A 24,226-nucleotide genomic window follows, 5' to 3' on the forward strand; every position below is an offset into this window, starting at 1 on the left:
ACCGGGTATAGCTTATCAAGCCCGCAAAACTGTCCGAACGGACGGGACCACCTCACACAGACCGCAGCACGGCCAAACCCAGAAAACCAAGGATAAACCACGGCAGACACTGATGCAGCATGGCGTTTTTTACCGCAAAATCTGCGTCAGTGCGTGGTACACTTATAGCGCCAGACCTGTTTTTAGCTGTTTTGCGTACAATACAGGCAAGAAAAATAACAACAGGCCCCAGCATGAAAACACGTGTCAGTTTGATCAACGTCCCGAACTGAACAGCGCTAGCCCCTGCAGGGGCTGTGGCGGCCAATACTTGTGGCACGGCATACACCGTTAAACCGGCCAACGCCCCGTATTGCAGCGCCTGCATATGCAGAAGAGTAACAGACAGTGGCAAAAGCAGAACCAGCGCTACGCCCAACAATGCCGTAAAAGAGATGGAAGCGGCGACATCCTCCCCCTCTGCGTCAATAACGGGAGCAATGGCGGCAATGGCAGAGTCTCCGCAAATGGCATTCCCACAGGCAATCAAGGTTGCCATACGGTGCGGAAGCCCAAATAGTCTGCCAATAGCGTAAGACGTGGCGATAGCGATGGCAACAAACAGGGCAATGCCTAGCGGTAACGCTACCCCTTTGCCAAACAGCATATGTGTGCTGATGGAAAGCCCCAGCAACATCACTGCAACATCCAGCACTTGCTTGGCACAAAAACGAATACCGACCAGCATGGTAGCGGTCGGTTCGTACAGTGCTCGCAAACCTATGCCCAATAGAATTGCCAGCACCAGTTCTTCCAGCCAGACTGTACCAAATGCAGCACGTTGCGCCCACGCACCAATAACAGCCAGTAATGTCACTCCAAGGCACAGTGTAACGCCGTGAATAAACCTTCCGCCACAGCTTACTAGTCTGCGGCCCTGTCGGGTGAAGGATGTACAAAACTGGTTGGGGATGTTCATGCTGCCTCGCCTCCTGACGCTGGCAGCACACTGAATTTTTAGTATTGATAATTCCAACGGATTATATCTATGGAAATAATCCGGTTTTGAGATTGATTACATGACCCTTGAGCAACTCCGTATTTTTATTGCTGTCGCTGAGCGGCAGCATGTCACTGCGGCAAGTCAGGCCCTTAACCTCACGCAGTCTGCTGTCAGTAACGCCATTGCGGCATTGGAAGAGCGCTACGGCCTGAAGCTGTTTGACCGCGTGGGAAGAGGCATCGTCCTGAACGAATATGGGCGGTTGTTTCTGGTGGAAGCACGTGCCGTTATGGCGCGTGCAGGTCAGGCAGAGGCCATGCTTGCCGACCTTGGTACACTCAAAACGGGACATTTGAGCATTTATGCCAGCCAGACAATTGCCAGCTACTGGCTGCCAGAACGGCTAGCCCAGTTCCGCCTGCTCTATCCCGCGATTACGCTGGATGTGCAGATTGGCAACTCGCACGAGGTTTCAGAGGCCGTTATTCAGGGCCAGTGTGAAGTGGGACTAGTAGAAGGCGTTGTTTCTCACCCGCTCCTGCAACAGGAGAGTATCGGGCAAGACCGCCTGACTATCATTGCATATCCCACCCACCCTCTGGTGCATAAAACCCCTGTTACAGCAGAGGATCTTTCACAGGCAGTCTGGGTAATGCGTGAAAAAGGATCCGGGACACGCTCCAGCTTTGAAGACGCTCTTGAGCAGGCTGGATGTTGCGCCGCCAGCCTGAATGTTGGCATGACCCTCCCTTCTAACGAGGCTGTTTTAAACGCCACACAAAACGGCGTAGGTCTTGCAGGATTATCTGAATACGTTGTGCGGACATCTTTGGCTGCCGGGCAGGTCGTGGCGCTTGATGTGCCTCTGGCACCCCGTTTTTTTCAGAGCCTCCGCCACCGAGAACGTTACCACACCCGTACCGCTCAGGCTTTTCTGGCTCTTTTACAAACCGGGCAGACAAACGCATGACGCAGCTTTTGCGCCCGACCTCACGCCTGAAGCTTCTGCTCTGGTTGATCGGCTGCATTCTGGCGGGTGTTGTTCTACGGAAAATACCGCTGGGGCTACCGTTCTTCGTGACCAAATGGGGTGGCTCTGCGTTATGGGGCAGCATGATCTGGTGCTGTTTTGCTTTTTGTATGCCTGCAAAGCCTCGATGGTTTATTGCAGTGTTAGCCTGCCTGTGTGCCGCGCTGACAGAAGGCCTTAAACTTCTGCACACGCCCGCTTTGGACCATGTCCGTATGACAGCTTTAGGTGGTTTTCTGCTAGGGCATCATTTTGCCTGGGCTAATATTGGTGTTTATACAGCCGCAATTCTTGTTTTTTCTTGTTTGTTAGGCCGTCTATAATACTTTAAATCTTAATTTTCTTTCTCCCCTTTTCCATCTACAGGCATAGGCTTATGATTTAAGAACTATGTAGCAGGTTATGGCGGCATGGGGCCGCCCGAATAGCCTGATACGCAACAAGGTATTATGAGTATGATCTCTTCTACTCGCATTATGCTGGCCACTCTGGCCCTTAGCTGTGCAACCGCTCTTTCAGCACCTGCCGCCCATGCTCTGACATCTAAAGAATGCCATCAGAACTATACCGCTGCACGCAAAGCGGGCACGGTAACTGGCCAGAGCTACAAAGAATACAAAGCAGCAAGCTGTGACACGGCTGCCGCCACGACTGATGCAGCCACCAAAGCCCCCGCTGCGGACACTCCAGCCACTGCGCCAAAAACCGAAAAACCAACTGTTGCTAGCACCCCTGCTGCTACAACACCGGCCACAGCACCCAAATCTGCTGCCGCCGCTGCCTCTACTGCTGGCGTAGTGTTCCCCAGCGCGGTTGCTGACCAGTATTCAAAACTGTCAGCCGGTAAAGCCCGCATGAAAACCTGTCTGGACCAGTATAATGCCAACAAGGAAAAAGGCGGCAACGGGTCTCTGAAATGGATTCAGAAAGGCGGCGGCTACTACAGCCAGTGCAATACACGTCTTAAAAGCGAATAAAATACACCGTATTTTTACGGAGTGCCCTTACGGGTGCTCCGGTTTTTTCAAACGCACAGCGGATGGCATGACATACAGCTTGCCCGTACGATAAGAAATCCAGACCCTATGGGATGCAAACCAGTCTGCCCCCAACAGCATATCTGCCGCGTCATGAATACTGACCACGGTCAGAACTGGCTGTTTTTCTTCTTCCAGACCATATTTTAGCGTCTCAAATTTGTGCCAATGGTACACCTGCCCGCGCCCATCCAAACCGCTGGTGACACCTCCGGGGTCCGCTGCCAGTGTTGCGGCAGACACCCCAAGCCGTTTTACGGCAGATTCTGACACAATACGGGAACGCGCACCGCTATCCACAAGGGCTTTGAGAGGGTGTCCGTCCAACTCCACCTGAATGGACACACGCCGCCCATCAAACTGCATGGGTAGTGCACGATAGATGACATGCCAGTTTTGTGGCCCAGCACATCCGGGTGACGCTGTATCTGTATCGGGCGCCCAGAAATTGAGCCACCCCTCCGCCACGTTAAACTCCACATCGTAACGGGACAGCAGATCTCCCCCAACTAGGCCCTCAATAGGGGGATGCACGGGTGGTTTGCTGGGTAGATACCCAACGGGCACTGACACCGGGCCGTTTTCTACGCCACCCATAACAAATGATCTGACCAGAACATTGGGGACCAATCGCCCATTCCCGCCTGTACCCTGCACCACAGTATGCCTTGCAGGGTCTAGGGGCAGGCCAAAGGCATCTGCGCCTTCAGGGGAAATCAGGCTTCCTTCGGAACCGGTATCTATAATCATGCTGGCAGCATGACCATTCAGTTGCACCGGGCTACTCAAAAATCCCGCGTCATTTCGCAGGGGGATATGTGCCAGAAGTTGGCGCTCACATACGCCCTCCGCTGCATACCCTGCTACTGGCACCATCAAAGCACCCGCCAGCAGTCCGGCAGCCTGCATCAGGCGTATAAGGCGCATGGCTTACCCTAACTCACGCGCAAAGCGGTCTGTTGTAGCAAGCAGGGCTGCAAGAATACCGGGTTCAAACAGGGCATGACCTGCGGCATCGATAATATGAAATTCTGCTTCAGGCCACGCCTTGTGCAGGTCCCATGCGGTCCGTACGGGCGTTGCCATATCGTACCGGCCTTGCACGATAACGGTTGGAATGTGCCTGATACTGTCCACATTGCGGATAAGCTGCCCTTCTTCCAGCCAGCCAGCATTTACAAAATAATGGTTTTCAATACGTGAGAACGCGAGGGCATATCCCGCCTCCTCATGCTGGCTTTCAATTTCCGGGGCAGGCAAGAGCGTCAGGGTCCGGCCTTCCCACAAGCTCCATGCCACCGCCGCCTCATGCTGAACCTCTTTGTCCTCAGAGGTCAGGCGTTTGCGGTAGGCTGCCATAAGGTCCCCCCGCTCTTCCACCGGAATGGGGGCCAAAAACTCCTCCCATTTGTCCGGAAAGAGCCATGATGCGCCTTCCTGATAATACCAGAGCAGTTCTGCCCGCCGCAGCGTGAAAATACCACGTAACATAAGGGCAGTCACACGATCCGGATGGGATTGAGCATAAGCCAAGGCTAGAGTGGACCCCCATGACCCACCAAATACAGCCCATTGCTCTACACCGCGCTGTACGCGCAGCCGCTCAATATCGGCAACCAGATGCCATGTCGTATTGTTTTCCAAAGATGCATGCGGTTTGGAGCGCCCACATCCGCGCTGGTCGAACAGAACAATGCGGTAAAGAGACGGGTTAAACAGCCGCCGCTGCGCAGGATTGCACCCGCCGCCCGGCCCGCCGTGCAGAAACACGACTGGAATACCATCCGGGTTACCACATTCCTCCCAGTAAACCTGATGCCCTTCTCCGGTATCAAGGTATCCATAGGCGTAAGGCTGAATGGCTGGCCATGGGTCACGGTAAGGAAAAGACATAGGGCGTGCTCCTTTCTATAATATGCAAAATTAAGGTTTGCTGCCGCCTTGGGCCCGTGGGTGGGCCCGCGCCCATACGTCCAGCAAGCGTGCTTCATCCGCCAAGGTGTAACGCTGGGTGGTGGACAAACTTGCGTGACCTAACAACTCCTGAATAACACGCAGGTCTGCGCCGCCCTCCATCAAGTGCGTTGCGAAGGAATGGCGAAGAGAATGGGGTGTTGCGGTCTCTGGCAACCCGGCCAACGCCCGCCACTCTCGCATGGCTTTTTGTGCCACCCCGGCCTGCAAGCGCTTGCCACGCACACCGGGGAACAAAGGGTCAGCCGCATGGGGGGACGGATGGTGCTTGAGCCAGTTCTCCAGCCCCTGCTGCACCTGCGGCAGAACCGGCACCAAACGCTCTTTATTTCCTTTTCCTTTAATCCGCAGCACACCACTGCCACGCATGGTGGCAAGATCAGCCACATTCAGGTTCAAGGCCTCAGAAATACGTAGCCCACATCCGTATAAAAGCAGAAACAGGGCGGCATCCCGCCTGCGTGCCATTTCAGTATGGGCAACATCCCCTATGTCCTGCGGCACGGCTTTGGCATCTGGTACACTTAAAGGCCTTGGGAGCGGTTTTTTTGTGCGTGGTGTTGCCAACAGGCTCACAGCGGCATTTTCCACCCCCTGCCGCCGCGCCAGATACCGGAAAAATGACCGCACAGCAGAGACACGGCGGGAGCGCGTACGGGCTGCACGGTCCGGTGTAGTTTTACGGACGGTGGTGCTCATGGCCCATGTTTGCTCATGCGCAAGCCATGCCCGCATATCCCGCAGGCTTATCTTGGCCAGCCCTGCCATATCTGGCAGGCCACCCAGATGCTCGCTCATAAACGCCATAAAGCGGGCCAGATCATGCTGATAAGCCTCTATAGTCAGCGGGGAAGCCCTGCGCTCAGCGGTCATCCATGCCAGAAAGGCCTGAACTGCCTGCTCCGCCGTCATGCTCTTTCTCCCACTCACTTTCTGCTGGTTACCTACCATGAGCAGTGCTTTAGTTGTTCAGAGTTTTTCTGAATACGCAAGCACTGTTCTTTAAGGCCTCACCCGCTTAGAAAGAGGGGTATGGAGCCAGCCTCATTCTCATCCCTCCTGCATGATGATGCGCCCCCGCCGTCTGCCACAAAGCAGGCGCGGCGACGTGTGGCAGTGCTGCTGCCAATGCCTTTCCCCGGCCCGTTTGACTATGCAGCACCTGCTGACATGCCCTTGCAGCCGGGCGATATTGTGGTGGTGCCCCTTGGCCGCAGGCAGGAAACCGGTGTGGTGTGGGAAAGTAGCCCCTCTCTTCCGGCTGATTTTGCCCCTCCCCCGCAACGGACCGTAGAGGCAGCCCGCCTGCGGCCGGTGGCGGAACTGCTGGACCTCCCGCCTCTTTCTGCAGAATTGCGGTACTTTATTGACTGGGTAGCAGCCTATACGCTCTCACCGCCCGGCATGGTGCTGGCCATGACCCTGCGGCTGCATATGCGTGGCGTACCAGTACCCAGTATGGGCTGGCTACTGGCCGACCCTCTGCCACCAACACTCCGCATTACTCCTGCCCGCCAGAAAATTCTCGATCGTTTAAAAGATGGCATTGCCCGTACCACAACGGACCTTGCCTCTGCCGCAGGGGTTGGCCCCGGTGTTGTGAAGGGACTGGCTGATGCCAAGGCCCTACAAAGCGTCAAACTTGGTCCCGAGCGGATATTTGCAGCACCAGACCCACACCATAACCCGCCCGTTCTGGAAGGCGAGCAGGAAACTGCAACCGCAGCATTACGCCAGACCGTGCGCGATGGGGGTTTTTCCGTCACGTTGCTGGAAGGGGTAACAGGCTCCGGCAAAACAGAAATTTATCTGGAAGCCATTGCCGCCTGCCTTGAGCAGGGCAAACAGGCTTTGGTGCTGTTGCCGGAAATTGCTCTTTCTGCCCAATGGATGCAGCGCTTTGTACGCCGCTTTGGGGCAGAACCTGCCGTCTGGCACTCGGAAATCGGGCAGCGTGCCCGCCGGCTGACGTGGCACAGCACAGCCAATGGTAGTGCGACTGTTGTGGTCGGCGCACGCTCTGCTCTCTTTCTACCCTTTGCCAATCTTGGCCTTATTATTGTGGATGAGGAGCACGAAAGCCTGTTCAAGCAGGAAGAAGGTGTCATTTACAACGCGCGGGACATGGCCGTGGTACGGGCAAGGCTTTCAGGCTTTCCCATGGCGCTGGTCTCTGCCACGCCCAGTCTGGAAACGCTGGCCAATGCCGAAGCGGGCCGTTACCGGCACCTGACACTTCCCTCCCGCCACGGGGGGGCATCCCTGCCAGACACACAAATTTTGGACATGCGCGAGCACCCCCCCCCGCGCGGCCTGTTTTTATCTCCTGTCCTGACAGAAGAATTGACAGCCACCTTTGCGCGGCAGGAGCAGGCCATGCTGTTCCTGAACCGGAGAGGCTATGCCCCTTTGACCCTTTGCCGCACCTGCGGGCACCGGATGGAGTGCCCACACTGCACCGCATGGCTGGTTGAACATAGGGCCAAAAAACTTCTCTCCTGCCATTATTGCGACCATACAGAACCCATGCCCGCAGCCTGCCCCACCTGTGGGGCAGACGACAGCCTGACGGCTATTGGCCCCGGCATTGAACGTATTACCGAAGAAGCCAGACACCTTTTCCCTGATGCCCGTATTCTGGTCATGGCCAGCGACACCTTGGGTGGCCCCGCTGCCACGGCAGAAGCAGTCGCCAAAATTTCCCGCCGCGAGGTTGACCTGATTATCGGCACGCAAGTTGTAGCCAAAGGCTGGCATTTTCCGCACCTGACTCTTGTTGGTATTGTGGATGCTGATCTGGGCCTCGGGGGCGCAGACCTGCGCGCAGGCGAGCGCACCATCCAACTTCTGCATCAGGTTGCAGGCCGTGCGGGGCGCGCCAGTACACCGGGGCGCGTGTTACTGCAAAGCTACACACCCATGCACCCGGTCATGCAGGCCCTTGTTTCTGGTGATTTTGATGCCTTCATGGCGCAGGAGGCCGAACAACGTCGCCCCGGTTTCTGGCCCCCTTATGGCAGACTGGCAGCTCTGATTATCAGTGCTGATGATGCCAAGGAGGCTGACGCCACAGCCGCAGCGTTAGCCCGTGTTGCCCCCTATGGTGAGGGGATACAGGTTCTCGGCCCCGTTCCAGCCCCTATCGCCGTGCTCCGCAACAGGCACCGCCGCCGTCTGTTATTACGCACCGTGCGCACTATTGCCGTACAACCTATCCTTCGGCGCTGGCTTGGGATGGTTAAACCCGGCAGGACTGTGCGCATAGATGTGGATATAGACCCAATCTCGTTCCTGTAACGGCTGAACTGTACTGCCAGTATAAAAAAAGGAGCCAGTCTGGCTCCTTCTCTTGGGTGTCAAACTGGTTGCAGAGCAGAGCCGTAGAGCGACACTCTTATTTTTTGGCTTTTTCTACATCGTTAGCCGGTTTTGCCGTGCTGGTCAGAACGGTTGTAATGGTGTCACGCAGGACCATGACCCGCACGTTGGGGGCAATTTCCACTTCCACTTCGTTCGTGTCTTCGCGGCTTTTCTGCACAACGCCAATAATACCGCCTGCTGTGACAATACGGTCACCCCGGCGAAGGGATTTCAGCTCGTTCCGCAGTTGCTTCTGGCGCTGCTGCTGCGGGCGGATAAGCAGAAAATACATGATGGCGAAAACGCCAACAAATGGCAAAAATGACATAACGTCGGACATGGAAACGGCTTTCAAACTAACGCTGGTTGCACCAGCAAACGGGCTGACCATAATTTTAGCTACAGGTGCGTCAAGCGCCTGTCTGTTGTCCAGCCCTTTCTTCTGGCTGCCATCTGGTTTAGTTTTCGCATCCCTACCCAGCAAAACAGCCAGCAGGAGCAATGTTTCATGGTAACAGACCCAACAGAACTTTCTGTGCTGGACCGCATTGCCGCAGCCCTTGAACGCCTCTCACCCCCTGCCCCCACCCTAAACGGAGTGGACAAGGCTGATGCTTTTGTATGGCTGCCCGAGCAAGGCCGCCTGCTGCCTGTACCCCATGTTGCGCATGTAGAGGCCAGCCTATTGCAAGGTGTGGACCACCAGCGCCAGACCCTGCTGGACAATACAGAGAATTTTGCCCGCGGCCTGCCCGCCAATAATGCCATGCTATGGGGCGCACGCGGCATGGGTAAGTCGTCACTGGTCAAAGGGGCGCATGCTCTTGTCAACCAGAGTGACGGCAAAGCCTGCCAACCCGGCCATGGGCGTGTTGTTCTGCTCGAAATTCAGCGCGAAGACCTTGCCACGCTGCCAGAACTACTGGCTCTGCTGCGCGAAAGCCCACGCCGGTTTATTATTTTCTGTGATGACCTCTCTTTTGAAAAAGAGGACCGAGACTACAAAGCCCTCAAATCTGTGCTGGATGGTGGCATTGCAGGTCGGCCAGAGAATGTTCTGTTTTACGCCACATCTAACCGCAGGCACCTGATGCCGCGTGACATGATAGAGAACGAACGCGCCTCAGCCATCAATCCGTCTGAAGCCACAGAAGAAAAAGTCTCTCTTTCAGACCGTTTTGGGCTCTGGCTTGGCTTTCATGCCTGCCCGCAAGACGTGTTTCTTGATATGGTACGCACCTACGCGAAAGAGCGCGCCCTGCCCCTGACAGATGCAGAGTTAACGGCGCGCGCCAATACGTGGGCTATCACGCGTGGCAGCCGCTCAGGGCGTGTTGCTTTTCAATTCATTGAAGACCTGACCGCCCAGCTCGCCCAAAGCCGATAACTTTGATGTCTCCCCACTTTAAACACTGACTAAGGACTTTTTGCTTATGGCCCTCCCCATTTTTGGAGGCATTTCTGGTGAACCAGTTGATAGTGTCGCTCACATCATCCAAATCGCTCTCACGCCTGTCTTCATGCTGTCAGGTATCGGGACATTACTAAACCTCTTCAACACGCGTCTGGCGCGGGTCTCTGACCATATTGAACAGGCCAATGCTCTGCTGACCGACGATAATGATGACGTGGCACGCAACAAAACGCTTGAGCGCCACCTTGTCCGGCTACACCGGCGCACACTCATGCTTGATGCTGCCATTCTGGCAGGGGGCCTTGGCGGCGCGTCCTCCTGCGGTGCGGCTTTTGTGCTGTTTTTGGGAAGTGTGCGCGATTCTTCCGTAGCCACCTGGCTGGTTGTCATGTTTGGCCTGGCGCTTAGTTGCACAGTCGGTGCATTGGCCCTGTTTTTGGGAGATAGCCTTATTTCCTGGCACGGCCTCAAACGTGAAGGTCCGCTGCCCCGTCCCATGCCAAAGGGCGTTTGAGCACGCCTTCCTTTTGCCTGCGCCTTGCCTCTTTCCTTAATATAGGGTTGCATAGCTTTCATTAATGGTGTGCCGGCGTGGCGCACCTCAGGCAGGTAGAGCAATCGAGGCGAGATGGACCAGACGCAGACTGACACCCAAGCCCAGACGCACCCGTCAGACGCGGTGCCACCCAAGGTTGACTTGCGGCGCGTCAGGTCTAACCCGGATTTCTGGTACCCTGTCGCTTGGTCCAAGGAACTGAAGCCCGGCAAGACCATTGGCACCCGTTATGCTGGCCAGCCCATAGCGCTTGTACGCCCAGAAGAAGGGTCTGTTTTTGCGCTGGAAGACCGTTGTGCGCATCGTCAGGTCCCTCTGAGCAAAGGCAAGGTAACCGGCCACGCAGTACAATGCTGCTACCATGGCTGGGCTTATGGCCGCTCTGGCCGCTGTATTGATGTGCCTTATCTGGGCAAGGGAAAGCTCCCTAACGGTGTGCGTACCTATCCGTGCCGGGAGCAGGATGGCCTGATTTTCGTTTTCCCCGGAGATCCCGACAAGGCTGATACAACGCCTTTGCCGCCCCGTCTGGCTCGTGTGGGAGACCCCGCTTACAAAACCCGTTCCTTCGGGCAGGAAGTTGGCTGCCATTACAGCTTCATGCACGAGAACCTGATGGATATGAACCATCAGTTCATGCACATGAAGCAGATGGGCCAGATGCGCCCGCGTTTTCTGGGCCAGAAACGGGAAGCCGGATTGGTGGAAGCGCGCTATTCCTTTGCGCGCACAAGCGGCAAGCAGCCGCTGGGTGAAGCCCTGATTTTTGGCGAACGCCGAGACGCTTCCGAAAAATTCCAGCATCGGGATGTCATGACCATCCGGACGGAATATCCCTACCAGACACTCCGCATCCAGACAGGGGATGAAGACCCTGTGATGGATTTATGGATTGTCTATACGCCGCAGGACGAAGCAGAACTCACGAACCGCACCTTTGGCCTGCTCTCGGTTAAGCGCCCCAAAATTCCTGGCGTTCTGGAACTGGCATGGCCTTTCCTTGTCGCCTTTACCGAGCGGATTTTTGCCGAAGACCGCGAGATTGTGGAACTGGAGCAAAAAGCATGGCGTGAACTGGGCGGAGACCACAATGTGGAAGTGTTCCCAGTCATTAACGCGCTGCGCGGCCTGTTAGCAGAATGTGGCGTACCGCCTGCTCCTGCCAAAAATGCCTGAACTGACAACGCTGGTTCTGGACGCAGCCCCTTACCGGCTGCGTCCCCTGTTACCCGACGACGCCGCAATTCTCCACAATCTGGTGAATGACTGGGAAGTGGTGCGTATGCTCAGCCGCCTCCCCTTCCCATACCCGCGTGATCTGGCTGATGACTGGATTGCCGCCACCATCACCATGCATCGAGCCAAGCAGGGCTACCATTTTGCCATTCTGGATGCTGCGGGCCAGTTTGTAGGCTGCGTGGGCCTGCGTGTGGAAGATAAACCACAAACAGGCCGCATCGGCCTGCTTGGCTACTGGGTTGGTCGTGCTTACTGGGGGCAAGGTATTGCTACCAAGGCCGCATCCCGCCTGGCACGGTGGGCCTTAGCCAATCTGGATATCACCTGTCTGCGCGGGATTGTGGCTGAAGATAATCATGCTTCCGCCCGTGTGCTGGAACATGCAGGCTTCAAACCCATTGGCACAGACCGTCAGATGTTTGTTGCTCGTGGCACGGACCATCCAGTCAAGGTTTTTGAAATGACACGCGCAGAAACGGACTTACCCGCATCCTCCGCCCCTACCCGCAAGCTGGTGCTCGTCTCTGCTGCCGCTTTGGTGGATAAGGATGGTCGTATTCTGCTGGCCCGCCGGCCGGAAGGTAAAAGCCTTGCCGGATTATGGGAGTTTCCCGGTGGCAAAATTGAGCCCGGAGAATCTCCAGAAGCCGCTCTTATTCGGGAGTTGGAGGAAGAACTTGGGGTGGATATTTCCCGCTCCTGCCTTGCGCCGTTCACGTTTGCATCGCACAGCTACGCCACGTTTGACCTTTTAATGCCCCTGTACCTATGCCGCCGCTGGACCGGCACCCCTACCGGGCGTGAAGGGCAGGAACTGGCGTGGGTGCCAACCAGCGAATTACGCAACTATCCCATGCCAGATGCAGACCTGCCTTTTGTGCCACTGTTGCAGGAACTGCTGTAAAACAGTTTCGTCAGAATATTTTCCGCCTAGGCTCTTTTTATAACACCAGTTCAACCAAGATTTTTTCATGACTGCATATTATCGCCTTCTCTTACCCCTGCTACTGCTGAGTGCATGCAAACTGCCTGACTCAACAGAACGGGCCTTATACGGCAACCAATCCTCAACATGGAATGCCCCCGCTACAGTTGCTCCCTATCCACGTGCAAAACTTGAAACCTTGTTTGCACAGCTTAACCTTCAGCTTCCACCTGACCTGCCTGAAGCCACTGCCATGACGTTTGAGGCAACAGCCCTGCCTTCAGGGTTTGTTGCCGTATCGCGCTACAAACTTTCTGTGTCTGCCATTCATGTGCCGGAAACAGGCGCTGGGCGGGAAAGCGCTATTGCCGTGAACTCCCTTCTCTTTAATCGTCTGGTTTTTTCAGCAACCAACACGGACACGCCAGCACGACAAAAAGAAGAGACACTTGCTTTTCTGCCTGCCGGAAAAAATAATAACTCCACTCTCATCTATCCCCCTTTTCCGGCAGTAAACCCTCTGTTTGTTTCTTTTGACGATGGTTATACCCTCGCCCGAAAACCCACTTTCAGTTTTCAGATTACATCTCCGGGGCATGCGCCTTACACCGTCCCCTTTACAACCGAGAGCCTGCGCCAACGCATAAAACTCTTCCGCGCGTGGCTGCTTCAGGCTGAAGCAAAGGACGACGCAGAGTTTTATGGCAAAAACAAACTCGCCTACCCTGTTAAAACAGAAAATATGATGGACTTCCTGCGCGTCAGCGGCAATCAACATCTCTACCCGTTCGCAGCACTTCAGGATGGGCGTGAAGGGCTTGTTTCCGTCTCATGCCAGTTTCTTAATCCCACAGACAAAACGTGGCACTGCAAGGCCACCAAGACAATTGGCGGCCAGGATTTTGCGCTTTCAGTCGTAACGTATTTAGAGAGTGATAAGGTGAAGCCGCCAGCATCGGACGCCTCTCTCCCGCCTCATCTGGCTCACATCTTTAAAATGCGCTTCCTATTGGACAACTGACCGCAAGCACTTTGGTCCTGCATCTCAAGCACAGCAGACGAGGCATAATCCACTCTTGACGAAACAGGGCCGCTTTCGCATAAACAGTTCAGTTTGGTGCTTTGAATTTTCTGCACCCAGCCCTCGTGATTTGTAAGGCCGGCTTGCGGCGAGGTTAAAAAAGCGCGCTAAAGAGGCTTTGGGCAGCAGTATTCTGTCCATTGTTTCCACGGTCAGGTGAGCATAATGACTGAAGCGGAAACACAGCCCCTCCGTGTCTCTCTTCAGCCCGTTATGCGCAGGAAAGAACCGGATATTTCGTTATGAGCGACCATAAAACACCTTCCGCATGGCGCCCCGCCACCCGCCTGCTCCATGCTGGGCTGGAACGCACCGAGTTTGGTGAAACCAGCGAGGCCCTCTTTCTGACCTCTGGCTTTGTTTATGACAACGCCGAACAGGCAGCTAAAACCTTTACCGGCGAAGTTGAGCATTATCAGTACAGCCGCTTTGCCAACCCTACCGTGACTGCCCTTGAACGCCGCCTTGCTGACCTTGAAGGGGCAGAGGCCTGCGTTGCGACCTCCACGGGCATGGGCGCTGTTTCCTCCGCGCTCCTTTCCCATGTTCGGGCTGGTCAGCGCGTTGTTGCATCCCGTGCTCTCTTTGGCTCATGCCACTGGATTGTTGCCAACCTGCTCCCCCAATATGGCGTAGAAACTGTATTTGTGGATGGCGGAGACCTGAACGCCTGGGCTGAAGCCCTCTCCAAACCCACCGCGGCAGTACTGCTGGAAAGCCCATCCAACCCCATGCTGGATGTGCTGGACCTTCAGGCCATTTCCGATCTGGCCCATAAGGCGGGTGCGCTGGTTGTGGTTGATAACGTTTTTGCCTCTCCGCTTTATCAGAAACCACTGGAACTGGGCGCAGACGTTGTTGTGTACTCCTGTACCAAGCACATTGACGGACAGGGCCGCGTGCTTGGCGGGGCCGTATTGGGCCGCAAGGACTGGATTACGGAAACACTCCAGCCCTTTACCCGCAATACCGGCAATGCGCTCTCCCCTTTCAATGCATGGGTCATGCTAAAAGGGCTTGAAACCCTTTCCCTGCGCGTAGATGCCATGGCCCGCAATGCGGCAATGGTTGCTGATTATCTGGCAGAGGCTCCGGGTATTATCAGCGTGCGTTACCCGGGCCGCAAAGATCACCCGCAATATGAACTGGCCCAGAAGCAGATGAGCGGTGGCAGCAGCATGATTGCCTTTGAAGTAGCTGGCGGGCAGGAAGGCGCATTCGCTTTCATGAACGCTCTGCAACTGATTGCAATTTCCAATAATCTGGGGGATGCACGCTCTCTGGTGACTCATCCTGCCACCACGACCCACATGAAAATTGGTGCAGAAGAGCGTGCGCGCCTTGGCATTTCTGATGGGGCCATCCGCTTCTCAGTCGGGCTGGAAGACAGCGCTGACCTGATTGATGACCTAGCGCGAGGCATTGCAGCGCTGCCGCAGCGCTAAACCGTTTTTTCGTGCCCTTTCTGCCACGCTGGGATGGTAGAAAGGGTACGGACGGCTTTTCTGGCTTTCCACTTCATGATAGGGGCTAGGGTCCAACTGCCCATTGTGTTTGCACACACTGACTTTTCCCTGTGCAGCAACACAGTTTCCATCATGCAGGAGCACGAGCGCCTTATGCCCGATTGGTCGGCTTCTCCGCCCATGTCTCAGGACCCGGAAGATGCACTGAACGAACTGTTTGCCTCTGTTCCGGCGTATGAAGCCGAGACCGATGGTGTGCGCGTCATGGTGCAGGTGTTCTGGCTTCCTGACCAATCCGAACCTGATGATAATATCTATTGCTGGGTCTACCGCATCCGCATTGAGAATGCCGGTCCAGCCACTGTGCAGCTCATGGAGCGGACGTGGCACATTACGGATGCTGGCGGCCGCACGGAATATGTGCATGGTGAAGGCGTAGTGGGTGAACTGCCCGTAATCCGCCCCCAGTCCGGGTTTGACTATACATCGGGCGTCTCCCTTACAACGGCCAGCGGCTTCATGTCCGGTTCTTACCAGATGCGGGACTTCAAAACCGGCCGCCGGTTTGACATTGCTATTCCCGCTTTCAGTCTGGACAGCCCTTTCCAGATCAGACAGATCCACTGAACTACTTGACGATCAGCCCACGCAGGAGAATGGCATGAGCAAAGACCCTCTGCCCGACAACACCGACCGCCCCTCCCGTCAGGATGCAGAACGTGCGGTACGCACCCTGCTTCGCTGGGCCGGTGACAGCCCGGACCGTGAAGGCCTACAGGACACACCAGCACGCGTGGTACGTGCTTATGAAGAGTTTTTTGAAGGTTACAACACGGACCCCCATACCCTGCTGCAACGCACCTTCTCTGAAGTTGAAGGCTATGACGAAATTGTTCTGTTGCGGGACATTCGTTTTGAAAGCCATTGCGAGCACCACCTAGCCCCCATTATCGGGCGTGCCCATGTGGCTTACCTGCCCAGCAAACGGGTGGTCGGAATTTCCAAGCTGGCGCGCGTGGTGGACGCTTACGCCCGCCGCTTGCAAATTCAGGAACGCCTGACAGCCCAGATTGCCAACACAATTAATGACGTGCTGAAGCCAAAAGGGGTAGCGGTTCTGATTGAGTCCGCCCATGAATGCATGACAACACGCGGTGTACACCGCCCCGGTGTATCTATGGTGACAAGCACCATGCTGGGTGTATTCCGCGATAACTCTGACACACGTCAGGAACTTCTGGCCCTGCTCAACCGCCCCTCCGCCTGCGGCGTGTAATGTAGTTTTGCAGCCGGTTATACCACCGGCTGCAAAACACCAGACTACTGCTTTTGAGAGCGTTAACTGTCAGACTGCGTGTGCTGCTGACAATGCTAGTCCTTACACACCAGATCTGATGCAGAAAATTTGAACTCGGCTATACAAAAATAAGGCGCGCACATAAAATTGTGCCGCAAACCATGCCATTTTCACTACTGCCCAGCCCTGTCCTAACACATCCTCATTTCAACAAATATTTTATTGATCGCGCCAGATACTAGCGGATCAAACACAGAATACCCCACAAAACCAACGCATAGTTTCGGGCAGATACACAAAGGCCAGACGGCCTCAATATCCTGCAAAATAATTCTACCCTTTATGGGATAATTCTTGACCACAAGAACATTTTTTATATCAGGAGAAATTATACTCCGCATATCTGTGAGGAGTATATCCCCTCCTGGCACCCTCCCCAAAACTACCATTTAAGTGAAAATTTGTACTGTTCCCACCATAGGCTTTTGCCTCTTTCGAGCCTCGGGACATTCTGACTGAAATAAGCTTTAGTCAGACGCTTTTTCATCCAGATGATAGATAATGTTTACGCGATTATCGTGATGAGGATGGGTAACTTCCGGCTTGATGCTAATGCCAATATTCTTTTTGGTGTAAAGCAATTGCATGGCTTTTTCATCCGCAAGCATAGCCACGGGCGTTACCGTCTGGCCTGGCCGCAAACGTGTTGCGTCATGAAGTGCTGTTTTAGAGACATGCAAATTCCCGTCAAACGACACACTATCCAGCACAAGCTGTTGCTCAGCCGCATCTGCCGCCGCCTCTTTGATCTGCCATGTCACCTTCACGGACTGACCATTGAGAGATAATTGCTGATGCACATCACCCGTTAGGTGATGCTGTTGATAAACTTTCATAATTGCTTGCAGGCCCTCCGTAATACGGGCCTGCGGCACCTTATCCCCTACCTTGAACGGTACAGCCGCCAGCAGCGTGGCCGTTGCAATACGCTGGTTACCCGTAAGGGTCAGGCTTTCAATTTTCAAAGGAGCAGAAACGGGCTCAAAGGGTTTAGCAGCAACATTACCCGGTGTTTGTGTTGGTGCATCAGAAGGCGGAACGGACGTCGGCACTTGTGCCTGCGCCGTAACGCTACTCCCTAGGAGAGCAAACCCAAGCACGGTGCAGAAGAGGTGTTGACGCATAAAACGGTTCCATCCTGTTGAACATCACCCACATGATGCACAACAGGACGCCTAAGGCCAATGCCTTAAATAGAGACCGTCGCCCCCAGAACGCTCAAAAACTGAGCCAGCCACGCCGGGTGAGCAGGCCATGCAGGCGCTGTTACCAACTCACCATCCGTTATGGCAGCATCTACTGCAATATCCGCATAAGTCGCGCCTGCAAGTTCAACTTCCGCCCGACAGGCCGGATATGCTGAGACCTTGCGTCCCTTGATGATATTGGCTGCGGCAAGCAGTTGAGCACCATGACAAATTGCCGCCAAGGGCCGGTCAGCAAACGCCTGCACAATCTCGATCACACGCTTATGCATGCTCAAATGCTCCGGCGCACGGCCGCCGGGGATAATCAGGCCGATATAGTCGTCCGTATCAATGTCTTCAAACGTGGCATTCAGCGTAAAATTATGACCCCGTTTTTCGCTGTATGTCTGCGCGCCTTCAAAGTCATGAATAGCGGTAATAACCGTATCACCTGCTTTTTTACCGGGGCTTACAACGTCAATCTTGTATCCCAGCATCAGCAATGCCTGATACGGCACCATAATTTCGTAATCTTCAACGTAATCACCTGCCAGCATCAGCAGTTTGACATCTTCAGTCATGGTGACCTCCTTCCTTCAGCCCTTCACGCAGGCGGGGCATGAGTTCAACAAAATTGCAGGGCCGGTGGCGGCTATCAAGCTGGAAGAGCAAAATGTCGTCCCAGCCATCTTTTACAGCCCCGGTTGAGCCTGGCAGCGCAAACAGGTAGGTTCCCTGTGCAACACCAGCCAAAGCCCGTGACTGGATTGTGGATGTGCCTATTTTCTTGTAGGACAGCATCCGGAAGAGTTCACCAAAGCCTTCAATCCGTTTTTCCAAAACGGTATCGAATGCCTCGGGGGTAACATCGCGGCCTGTCACCCCGGTCCCACCACTGGTTATAACAACGTCAACTGTTGGGTCGGCAATCCAGCTCTTCAGCTTGGCGGCAATCTTGGCCACATCATCTGACACAATGGCCCTGTCAGCCAGAATGTGCCCAGCACTCTCAAGGCGAGACACCAACGCCTGACCAGACGTATCCGTCTCCAGTGTGCGTGTGTCTGATACAGTCATCACGGCAATACGCACGGGCAGAAAAGGGCGGTTTGTATCTATTTTGCTCATGGAACGCTTTTACTACCTCGTTTCCTGATGCTTTGAGGCATCACTCTTTTATTAAAATACAGGGTAAGGCTACAAAATCACTATGAAAACGTCTCTTTACGGAACCAGGTGACATAAAAATGTTTTAATATTCTTATACTCGCCCCCTACACCTTTCCGTTATTCAGATATCACTAGAACCAATACAGAGATCATGCACACATCTTCTCCCGGCTTTTCTTTATTCCGCTCTCTGCCTCTTGCCTGCCTGCTGGCTGCCGGCTTTTCAACTCAAGCCCATGCCCAGTTACTGGTTGGTGGCAATAGCGCCGCAGGGCTGTGGCCCAGTCTGGAGGCGAATAATGAAGCAAACCCGGTAGAAGATCCTGGCCCATTATTTTCGGCTCCCTACGGGCATAACCATTTTTTTGGTGACTGGTGGGGCGCCCAGCCGTGGCTGCTAGACCACGGCATTCACGTTCTAGCCGATGTTCATGAAGAGTTAGCGGGCAACTTCCGCGGGGGCCGCAGGCAAGGTGTTACCAATGCCGGTCAGGTTGGTGTGGAACTGGATGTGGACTGGGGCAAACTGACACGCACCAGCTTTATGCAAGGCTTCTGGAGCCACATGATGGTGGTGAACGGGCACGGCCGCAACCTGAGTACCGACTATATTGGAGACTCACTGGGCGGGGTACAGCAGATTTACGGTGCACGTGGCAACGTGGTGGCGCATCTTGTTTATCTGTATGGTGAAAAAGCGCTGCTGAACAACCATGTTGACGTCAGTGCAGGCTGGATACCGGTTGGCAGCTTCTTTGCAGCTTCTCCCCTGTACTGCATGTATATGAACGTAGCCGTGTGCGGTAACCCGGCCCCTAACAAATACACGGAAGGCAACCGCGACTGGCCATCAGGAAACCTTGGGGCCGTTGTGCGGGTCATGCCCACTAATGAAACCTATATTATGGGTGGCCTTTTTGCCGTCTCCCCTCATGCTTTTAACGGCGGTATTTCCGGGTGGGCCTGGGCACAGGATGGCTTGGGCAAGTTTTCCTCCCCTGTTGAAGTGGGATGGATGCCCTCTTTTGGCAAAAATCACCTCGTAGGCCATTACAAGGCTGGCTATAGCTACGATAACTCCAAATATATTAACCTGTACTCTGACAAGAATGGTGACCCATGGGTCACTAGTGGCCAACCCGCCCGTTATCATGCAGGCCGCTCCAGCGCCTGGGTTCATGCAGACCAAATGCTTGTCCGAAATGGTGAGGGACCGACCAACGGCCTGATTGCTCATGCTGGTTATATGTGGACCGATGGCCGTACCACAGCCATGTCTCACCATATCTGGGGTGGTTTTCTGGAAACCGGAGCCGTGTGGGGCCGCCCGCTGGACAGTATTGGTGTCATGTATCAGTGGCTGAAAATGAGCCGCACCGTCGCCTTGCAGCAGGAGGCCTCTCTTGCCGCAGGCCTGCCATTTCAGAGCAACCAGTGGGGAACCGCCTGGGGTATTCAGACGCATGAGTCCATTTACGAAATTTTCTATAATGCTCATGTTGCCAACGGCCTGACACTCCAGCCAGACTTTCAGTACATCAACCGCCCCGGTGCCACCACTACCTTCCATGATGCGGCAGTGATGGCGCTTCAGCTCAACGTAGTTCTGTAAAATTTTCCAGCGGTTGCAGGCTTAGGGGGTTACCCCCAAGCGCTGCAAAGCTTTCTGCGTGACAGGTCAGAACCAGAATCTGGAAACGGCTGGCTGCATCTGTCAGCACATCAAACAGCCGCTCCAGCCTTTGAGAATCTGAAAAACTCAGAGCATCATCCAACACAAGCAGGCTGTTGCCAGTTTGGCTTTGCAGCAGTTCCGCAAAGCCCAGCCTGACCAGAACGGCAATCTGTTCACGCGTGCCGTCAGATAGTTTTGAAAACTCTTCCGTCTGCCGCCGCGTAATGGCCTGCACCCCAAACTGCGTGTTCAGGGTCAAAGCCCCACCGGGGAACAGACTGCTAAATGCGGGCTGCATGGTTTTGACCAGCGGCGCAAGATACCGTTCCGTTTGTTCCTGCTCTGCCACACTGACCGTTTGCTGAAGCAAAGCCAACGCCGCGCGGCTACGCTCATACCCCTCACGGTCATGTTTGAGCCGCTCTACCGTCCGCTCCGTTGCCGCTATCTGCTCATCCAGCCCTTCACCTTCGGCAAAGCGCACATGTGCTTCTCGCTCCCGAATATCAATCTGCAACTGGCTGATGCGGGTACGGTTGGCTTCCAATTTCTGCTCGTACCGAGCAATACCACTTTCTAGTGTTGCCAGCGGTCTGGCCTCTGCACGGTGTTGCTCAAACTGCTCCAATCTGGCTGTTGCAACAGCCAGATCTTCCCGGGCCTGCGTTAGGTCAGCAGCCAAGGCTTCGTCTGTCTTATGGCTGAGATAAACGCTTTCTTCACGCTGTGCCTGCTGAAGCGCCTGAGCCACTTCCCGCACAGTAACAAGAGCCGCCTGCTGCTGCGTTTGCGCTGCACTAAAGGCCGTCTGCGCCTGCCGCTCTGCCTGCCGTGCCGCCTCTGCCTGATGCGCAGCCTGATCTTCCGCCTCCGCTGCCGCATCTGGACTCACCACAGTCTGTGACAAACCGGAGACCTGCTGTGCAGCTACAGTCTGCTCAACCAGTGCAAACTGGGCCTCCTGTTCCGCCACTGCTTTGCGAAAGCCAACCAGATAAGCAGCCCCCTGCTCTTTGCCTGCCTGCCCATGCGGCAAACTGGCATGATATGTTGCGCGCGCCTCGGTCACACGCGTTTGGGCCTGCCTATAGCGGGCATGATGCGTTGCCGCATCTGCCATGGTCTGGCAGCCCATTTGCTGTAACAGCAGAGTTCTCTGTGTGTCTGCCTGCTCCCATTTACTAGCAAGCCCGCTCTGGTCCTGCTGGGCCGGACTGATAGTTACTGTCCCTATCCCGGCTATTTGCAGCACGGTTTCCTGCAAGAGCTGATGGGAGTTTCCCTTACAAGGAGCCCCGTTAATTGTAACCTGCCCGGCGGCCTCTGGTAGCAAGTTGAGCGTGAGCGTAGGGGCTTGAGCCTCCCTCTGCGCCTGCAACTGAGCACACACACGGTCCGCTTTGTGCAGACGGTCCATACTGGCATCGTCAACGCAGCGCAGGGCAGCTAACACGGCTTCTGCCTGTTCAAGCTGTAGGTACGCAGCCTCAACCCGGCGCAAGGAAGCCTGCTCCTGACTCAAGCGCTGCTGTTTCTGAGCAAGCCCCGCTTGCTGGGCTGACAGGGCTCGCTGCTTGCGGGCCAGTTCGTGAGCAGCCTCCGCAGCTTCCCGCGTCAGACGCGCCTGTTCCATACGCTGCTGGGCCTGCTGCATACGCGGTTCCAGCGCATTAAGCGCCTCTTGCGCCGCAGCCTGGCTTTTAATCAGGTGTTGTATGCGCTCCCTGTTTTCTTGGCGGCTCTGCTGCTCCTGTTTCAGATTAGTGGAGTGAACCTGAACTACATTGACCGTGGCGCGGGCAGCCTGTTCCTCTGCTTCAAGTTTGGTGGCTTTGTCGCGCTCTACACGGAGCGCCGCCAAAGCAGCCTCGTCCTGCATTTTCCGGTCAGGGTTCGCATGCTCCTGCAAAAGACGGCGCGCCTGTGCCAAAGCGACAAGGTCTTCTTCCAACCTGTTTTTGCGGGTTTTAAGTTGCGCAAGCAGGTTTTCCGCCTCTGCTTCCTGCTCCATCGCTTTTTTATAAAGACCTGTCGGACGGCCCGTGGCCGTTTGCAAAAGACCAAGCTGCTCCCTGACCCTTCCCAGTACGGCAGAGGCCGCAGCGCCCCCGGTTACAACATCTATCCCTTGCGACAGGCAGGACCGGATACTGGCATGTCCGGCCTCACTCAACGCTGGCAGCGCAAAACTTTCGCCCTGCCCGACAAGCAGAGCATTCCATAGCCCGGCAGCCTCACCGCGGCCTGCTTCATTCAGCCCCAGCATGAGGCGAAGCTGCTCCTCCGCCTCATCCCCCTCATAATGGTCCGGCCCGCGTGTCAGCCGCATACAGCTTTTGGTTATGAAGCGTTTTTCAAGGGCACAAGGCACACCGTTCCATGTGAAACGTACCAGAACGTGCGGGGCGCTCCCGCCATAACTGGCCAAGTCCTTAATAGGTTGGCTTTTGGAAGTATGGCGCAGCGTCAAAGCAGCACGAAGCGCCATAAGCAGGGTGGATTTTCCGGCCTCGTTGGGGGCTGCCAATACATTCAGGCCGGGCTTCAGGCCCGCGAGGGTGACCGGAGCTGTAAAACGACGGAAGCCTTCAACCTGTAATTCGGTCAGAATCATGCTGCTGCTCCTTTCCCGTCATTCCAGAGCAGGAAAAGACGTTGCAGGGCATCTGCTGCAATTGCCCCCTCCTCCCCTCCGCCCTCGGCCTGTTTCAGCAACGTCTGGGCGGCACTTCGTATCGCCCCGGATGTGCCAAAACGGTCCAGATCATCCAACCCAGCTGAGAGTTGGGGTGTACCCGCAACCCGCAGGCATGCAACGGCTGCGCGCAGTCTGCGCGTAATAGCACTTTCATACAGTGCCAGATCGTCCACCCTCAGCAGGCCCGTCACTGTAAGCCACGCTAATACGGCACCGGGATTATCCGGCGCTATGCTCCGCACGCGGGCTTCCAGCGCCTGAATATCTTCCGCTGTTGTCAGAGTGACCGCATCAAGTTTTTTCCAGATATAATGTCCGGTACGATGCCGTTGAATGTCTGGCACCGCGTGTGCCCCCTGTACGGTCACGACCAGAGCCTCACCGCCACCACCACCCCCAGTTGTAAAGCGGTCTGTCTCAGGAGTCCCGGCGTAACAGGTTCGGGCATCAATCTGGCGGAAGCCATGCCAGTCCCCTAGTCCCAGATAAGCCAGCCCGGCCTGCTTTGCGCGGTCCACTGCCAAGGGGTTATGCTGTTCTTCCTCCCCATTCCCAAAACCCGTAACGGAACCGTGCGCCAGACCAATACGGACGGCACCGGGCGGGGTCGGGGCGTCATTCATATAAGCCGTAAGGTCTGTCAGCACATGGCGGCGCTCTAGCACCGCGGGCAGCAACCATACATTTTCAGCACTATCAATTTGCACAGCACCGGGCTGGCAATGAACTGTCACGTTCTCAGGCACACCCCCATCCCGCATCAGACGGTGCCACACGCCATCCGGGGTATGGGCATCATGGTTGCCCGGTATCAGGTGCCAGTGCAGGTCTGCAAAATCACGCATCCGTTCCATCGGCTGGTACAGTGTGCGTTCAGTCGGTGTTTCATGTTCGTAAATATCACCCGCAACCAGAACATGCGCAGCCCCCTGCGCACGGGCCAGCAGACCAAGCCTTCGGATAACATCCACACGTTGGGCCTGAAGTGCTCCCTGTGTTTCATCATCCACAAAGCGAAACGTACGGCCAATCTGCCAGTCTGAGGTGTGAACAAACTTCATGCCCTGTGTCCTGC

At 55.4% G+C, this 24,226-nt stretch carries 23 protein-coding genes and 1 riboswitch; of the genes, 13 read left to right on the plus strand and 10 right to left on the minus strand.

Going from position 1 to position 24,226, the window contains the following annotated elements; translation table 11 throughout:
* Nucleotides 1–52 precede the first annotated feature (52 nt).
* On the minus strand, nt 53–958 hold the full coding sequence (locus ACTIDN_RS05010) for a YeiH family protein (protein WP_441376207.1): 906 nt from the start codon (nt 956–958) through the stop codon (nt 53–55).
* Between the two features lie 100 nt (nt 959–1,058).
* Between ACTIDN_RS05010 and ACTIDN_RS05015 the strand changes: the two genes are divergently transcribed.
* The 3 genes from ACTIDN_RS05015 (at nt 1,059) to ACTIDN_RS05025 (ending at nt 2,989) form a co-directional block, all read left to right on the plus strand.
* Nucleotides 1,059–1,952: a LysR family transcriptional regulator gene (locus ACTIDN_RS05015; RefSeq protein ID WP_441376208.1), complete on the plus strand. Its 894-nt coding sequence runs from the start codon at nt 1,059–1,061 to the stop codon at nt 1,950–1,952.
* Entirely contained in the window at nt 1,949–2,335 is a 387-nt protein-coding gene (locus tag ACTIDN_RS05020) for a DUF2809 domain-containing protein (RefSeq protein WP_441376209.1), read from the plus strand. Before ACTIDN_RS05015 ends, ACTIDN_RS05020 begins: the two co-directional genes overlap by 4 nt.
* Nucleotides 2,336–2,467: 132 nt before the next feature.
* Nucleotides 2,468–2,989, plus strand: coding sequence for a hypothetical protein (locus tag ACTIDN_RS05025; RefSeq protein WP_441376210.1), 522 nt, complete (start codon nt 2,468–2,470; stop codon nt 2,987–2,989).
* A gap of 27 nt (nt 2,990–3,016) precedes the next feature.
* Here ACTIDN_RS05025 and ACTIDN_RS05030 read toward each other — a convergent pair whose 3' ends face one another.
* From ACTIDN_RS05030 to ACTIDN_RS05040, 3 genes are read right to left on the minus strand one after another with little or no spacing between them, the layout of a single operon-like run.
* On the minus strand, nt 3,017–3,976 hold the full coding sequence (locus ACTIDN_RS05030; RefSeq protein WP_441376211.1) for a retroviral-like aspartic protease family protein: 960 nt from the start codon (nt 3,974–3,976) through the stop codon (nt 3,017–3,019).
* 3 nt (nt 3,977–3,979) lie between these two features.
* Nucleotides 3,980–4,942, minus strand: coding sequence for a prolyl aminopeptidase (gene pip / locus ACTIDN_RS05035; RefSeq protein WP_441376212.1), 963 nt, complete (start codon nt 4,940–4,942; stop codon nt 3,980–3,982).
* A gap of 30 nt (nt 4,943–4,972) precedes the next feature.
* Complete coding sequence (locus ACTIDN_RS05040) at nt 4,973–5,935, minus strand: tyrosine recombinase XerC (RefSeq protein WP_441376213.1); 963 nt, start codon at nt 5,933–5,935, stop codon at nt 4,973–4,975.
* A 120-nt stretch (nt 5,936–6,055) separates the two neighbouring features.
* On the opposite strand from ACTIDN_RS05040, the gene ACTIDN_RS05045 reads away from it, so the two are divergent.
* Nucleotides 6,056–8,320, plus strand: a complete 2,265-nt coding sequence (locus ACTIDN_RS05045; RefSeq protein ID WP_441376214.1) for a primosomal protein N' — start codon at nt 6,056–6,058, stop codon at nt 8,318–8,320.
* 97 nt (nt 8,321–8,417) lie between these two features.
* Here the strand turns inward: ACTIDN_RS05045 and yajC are convergent, their stop codons facing one another.
* The gene (yajC, locus tag ACTIDN_RS05050) at nt 8,418–8,723 is read right to left on the minus strand and encodes a preprotein translocase subunit YajC (RefSeq protein ID WP_415507391.1); all 306 of its coding nucleotides are present in this window, start codon (nt 8,721–8,723) and stop codon (nt 8,418–8,420) included.
* A gap of 168 nt (nt 8,724–8,891) precedes the next feature.
* On the opposite strand from yajC, the gene ACTIDN_RS05055 reads away from it, so the two are divergent.
* The 8 genes from ACTIDN_RS05055 (at nt 8,892) to folE (ending at nt 16,340) form a co-directional block, all read left to right on the plus strand.
* Nucleotides 8,892–9,770 carry an ATP-binding protein gene (locus tag ACTIDN_RS05055; RefSeq protein WP_415507367.1) on the plus strand — a complete coding sequence of 293 codons (879 nt, stop codon included), beginning with the start codon at nt 8,892–8,894 and terminating at the stop codon, nt 9,768–9,770.
* A 46-nt stretch (nt 9,771–9,816) separates the two neighbouring features.
* Nucleotides 9,817–10,311 carry a DUF2721 domain-containing protein gene (locus ACTIDN_RS05060; RefSeq protein ID WP_415507366.1) on the plus strand — a complete coding sequence of 165 codons (495 nt, stop codon included), beginning with the start codon at nt 9,817–9,819 and terminating at the stop codon, nt 10,309–10,311.
* Between the two features lie 114 nt (nt 10,312–10,425).
* Nucleotides 10,426–11,529 carry a Rieske 2Fe-2S domain-containing protein gene (locus tag ACTIDN_RS05065; protein ID WP_415507365.1) on the plus strand — a complete coding sequence of 368 codons (1,104 nt, stop codon included), beginning with the start codon at nt 10,426–10,428 and terminating at the stop codon, nt 11,527–11,529.
* On the plus strand, nt 11,522–12,496 hold the full coding sequence (locus ACTIDN_RS05070) for a bifunctional GNAT family N-acetyltransferase/(deoxy)nucleoside triphosphate pyrophosphohydrolase (protein WP_415507364.1): 975 nt from the start codon (nt 11,522–11,524) through the stop codon (nt 12,494–12,496). Before ACTIDN_RS05065 ends, ACTIDN_RS05070 begins: the two co-directional genes overlap by 8 nt.
* Before the next feature lie 67 nt (nt 12,497–12,563).
* Entirely contained in the window at nt 12,564–13,538 is a 975-nt protein-coding gene (locus ACTIDN_RS05075) for a hypothetical protein (protein WP_441376215.1), read from the plus strand.
* A gap of 112 nt (nt 13,539–13,650) precedes the next feature.
* Nucleotides 13,651–13,730: riboswitch (SAM riboswitch) on the plus strand.
* A 110-nt stretch (nt 13,731–13,840) separates the two neighbouring features.
* Entirely contained in the window at nt 13,841–15,043 is a 1,203-nt protein-coding gene (gene metZ, locus ACTIDN_RS05080; protein ID WP_441376216.1) for an O-succinylhomoserine sulfhydrylase, read from the plus strand.
* 174 nt (nt 15,044–15,217) lie between these two features.
* Nucleotides 15,218–15,691 (plus strand): Co2+/Mg2+ efflux protein ApaG, encoded by a 474-nt coding sequence (apaG, locus tag ACTIDN_RS05085; protein WP_048838625.1) that lies wholly within the window; start codon nt 15,218–15,220, stop codon nt 15,689–15,691.
* 34 nt (nt 15,692–15,725) lie between these two features.
* Nucleotides 15,726–16,340 (plus strand): GTP cyclohydrolase I FolE, encoded by a 615-nt coding sequence (gene folE / locus ACTIDN_RS05090; protein ID WP_441376217.1) that lies wholly within the window; start codon nt 15,726–15,728, stop codon nt 16,338–16,340.
* A gap of 548 nt (nt 16,341–16,888) precedes the next feature.
* Here the strand turns inward: folE and ACTIDN_RS05095 are convergent.
* The 3 genes from ACTIDN_RS05095 to moaB form a co-directional block, all read right to left on the minus strand.
* Nucleotides 16,889–17,545, minus strand: a complete 657-nt coding sequence (locus tag ACTIDN_RS05095; RefSeq protein WP_441376218.1) for a POTRA domain-containing protein — start codon at nt 17,543–17,545, stop codon at nt 16,889–16,891.
* Nucleotides 17,546–17,610: 65 nt separating this feature from the next.
* Complete coding sequence (locus ACTIDN_RS05100; RefSeq protein WP_415507359.1) at nt 17,611–18,189, minus strand: DJ-1/PfpI family protein; 579 nt, start codon at nt 18,187–18,189, stop codon at nt 17,611–17,613.
* Nucleotides 18,182–18,736 (minus strand): molybdenum cofactor biosynthesis protein B, encoded by a 555-nt coding sequence (moaB, locus tag ACTIDN_RS05105; RefSeq protein ID WP_415507358.1) that lies wholly within the window; start codon nt 18,734–18,736, stop codon nt 18,182–18,184. Before moaB ends, ACTIDN_RS05100 begins: the two co-directional genes overlap by 8 nt.
* Before the next feature lie 193 nt (nt 18,737–18,929).
* Here moaB and ACTIDN_RS05110 point away from each other — a divergent pair, with 193 nt between their 5' ends.
* Nucleotides 18,930–20,390 carry a carbohydrate porin gene (locus tag ACTIDN_RS05110; RefSeq protein ID WP_415507357.1) on the plus strand — a complete coding sequence of 487 codons (1,461 nt, stop codon included), beginning with the start codon at nt 18,930–18,932 and terminating at the stop codon, nt 20,388–20,390.
* Here ACTIDN_RS05110 and ACTIDN_RS05115 read toward each other — a convergent pair.
* Both ACTIDN_RS05115 and ACTIDN_RS05120 read right to left on the minus strand, forming a co-directional pair.
* Nucleotides 20,374–23,067 (minus strand): AAA family ATPase, encoded by a 2,694-nt coding sequence (locus tag ACTIDN_RS05115; RefSeq protein WP_441376219.1) that lies wholly within the window; start codon nt 23,065–23,067, stop codon nt 20,374–20,376. The two genes, ACTIDN_RS05110 and ACTIDN_RS05115, sit on opposite strands and share 17 nt — an antisense overlap.
* On the minus strand, nt 23,064–24,212 hold the full coding sequence (locus ACTIDN_RS05120; protein ID WP_441376220.1) for a metallophosphoesterase family protein: 1,149 nt from the start codon (nt 24,210–24,212) through the stop codon (nt 23,064–23,066). The genes ACTIDN_RS05115 and ACTIDN_RS05120 overlap by 4 nt, the downstream gene beginning before the upstream one ends.
* Nucleotides 24,213–24,226 lie beyond the last annotated feature (14 nt).

It is taken from the genome of Acetobacter sp., from assembly GCF_052102375.1.
Taxonomy (GTDB): domain Bacteria; phylum Pseudomonadota; class Alphaproteobacteria; order Acetobacterales; family Acetobacteraceae; genus Acetobacter.

Coding starts and splice junctions, on each gene's coding strand:
- ACTIDN_RS05010 (WP_441376207.1), bottom strand. CDS start 958: ATGAACATCCCCAACCAGTTTTGTACATCCTTCACCCGACAGGGCCGC.
- ACTIDN_RS05015 (WP_441376208.1), top strand. CDS start 1,059: ATGACCCTTGAGCAACTCCGTATTTTTATTGCTGTCGCTGAGCGGCAG.
- ACTIDN_RS05020 (WP_441376209.1), top strand. CDS start 1,949: ATGACGCAGCTTTTGCGCCCGACCTCACGCCTGAAGCTTCTGCTCTGG.
- ACTIDN_RS05025 (WP_441376210.1), top strand. CDS start 2,468: ATGATCTCTTCTACTCGCATTATGCTGGCCACTCTGGCCCTTAGCTGT.
- ACTIDN_RS05030 (WP_441376211.1), bottom strand. CDS start 3,976: ATGCGCCTTATACGCCTGATGCAGGCTGCCGGACTGCTGGCGGGTGCT.
- pip (WP_441376212.1), bottom strand. CDS start 4,942: ATGTCTTTTCCTTACCGTGACCCATGGCCAGCCATTCAGCCTTACGCC.
- ACTIDN_RS05040 (WP_441376213.1), bottom strand. CDS start 5,935: ATGACGGCGGAGCAGGCAGTTCAGGCCTTTCTGGCATGGATGACCGCT.
- ACTIDN_RS05045 (WP_441376214.1), top strand. CDS start 6,056: ATGGAGCCAGCCTCATTCTCATCCCTCCTGCATGATGATGCGCCCCCG.
- yajC (WP_415507391.1), bottom strand. CDS start 8,723: ATGTCCGACGTTATGTCATTTTTGCCATTTGTTGGCGTTTTCGCCATC.
- ACTIDN_RS05055 (WP_415507367.1), top strand. CDS start 8,892: ATGGTAACAGACCCAACAGAACTTTCTGTGCTGGACCGCATTGCCGCA.
- ACTIDN_RS05060 (WP_415507366.1), top strand. CDS start 9,817: ATGGCCCTCCCCATTTTTGGAGGCATTTCTGGTGAACCAGTTGATAGT.
- ACTIDN_RS05065 (WP_415507365.1), top strand. CDS start 10,426: ATGGACCAGACGCAGACTGACACCCAAGCCCAGACGCACCCGTCAGAC.
- ACTIDN_RS05070 (WP_415507364.1), top strand. CDS start 11,522: ATGCCTGAACTGACAACGCTGGTTCTGGACGCAGCCCCTTACCGGCTG.
- ACTIDN_RS05075 (WP_441376215.1), top strand. CDS start 12,564: ATGACTGCATATTATCGCCTTCTCTTACCCCTGCTACTGCTGAGTGCA.
- metZ (WP_441376216.1), top strand. CDS start 13,841: ATGAGCGACCATAAAACACCTTCCGCATGGCGCCCCGCCACCCGCCTG.
- apaG (WP_048838625.1), top strand. CDS start 15,218: ATGCCCGATTGGTCGGCTTCTCCGCCCATGTCTCAGGACCCGGAAGAT.
- folE (WP_441376217.1), top strand. CDS start 15,726: ATGAGCAAAGACCCTCTGCCCGACAACACCGACCGCCCCTCCCGTCAG.
- ACTIDN_RS05095 (WP_441376218.1), bottom strand. CDS start 17,545: ATGCGTCAACACCTCTTCTGCACCGTGCTTGGGTTTGCTCTCCTAGGG.
- ACTIDN_RS05100 (WP_415507359.1), bottom strand. CDS start 18,189: ATGACTGAAGATGTCAAACTGCTGATGCTGGCAGGTGATTACGTTGAA.
- moaB (WP_415507358.1), bottom strand. CDS start 18,736: ATGAGCAAAATAGATACAAACCGCCCTTTTCTGCCCGTGCGTATTGCC.
- ACTIDN_RS05110 (WP_415507357.1), top strand. CDS start 18,930: ATGCACACATCTTCTCCCGGCTTTTCTTTATTCCGCTCTCTGCCTCTT.
- ACTIDN_RS05115 (WP_441376219.1), bottom strand. CDS start 23,067: ATGATTCTGACCGAATTACAGGTTGAAGGCTTCCGTCGTTTTACAGCT.
- ACTIDN_RS05120 (WP_441376220.1), bottom strand. CDS start 24,212: ATGAAGTTTGTTCACACCTCAGACTGGCAGATTGGCCGTACGTTTCGC.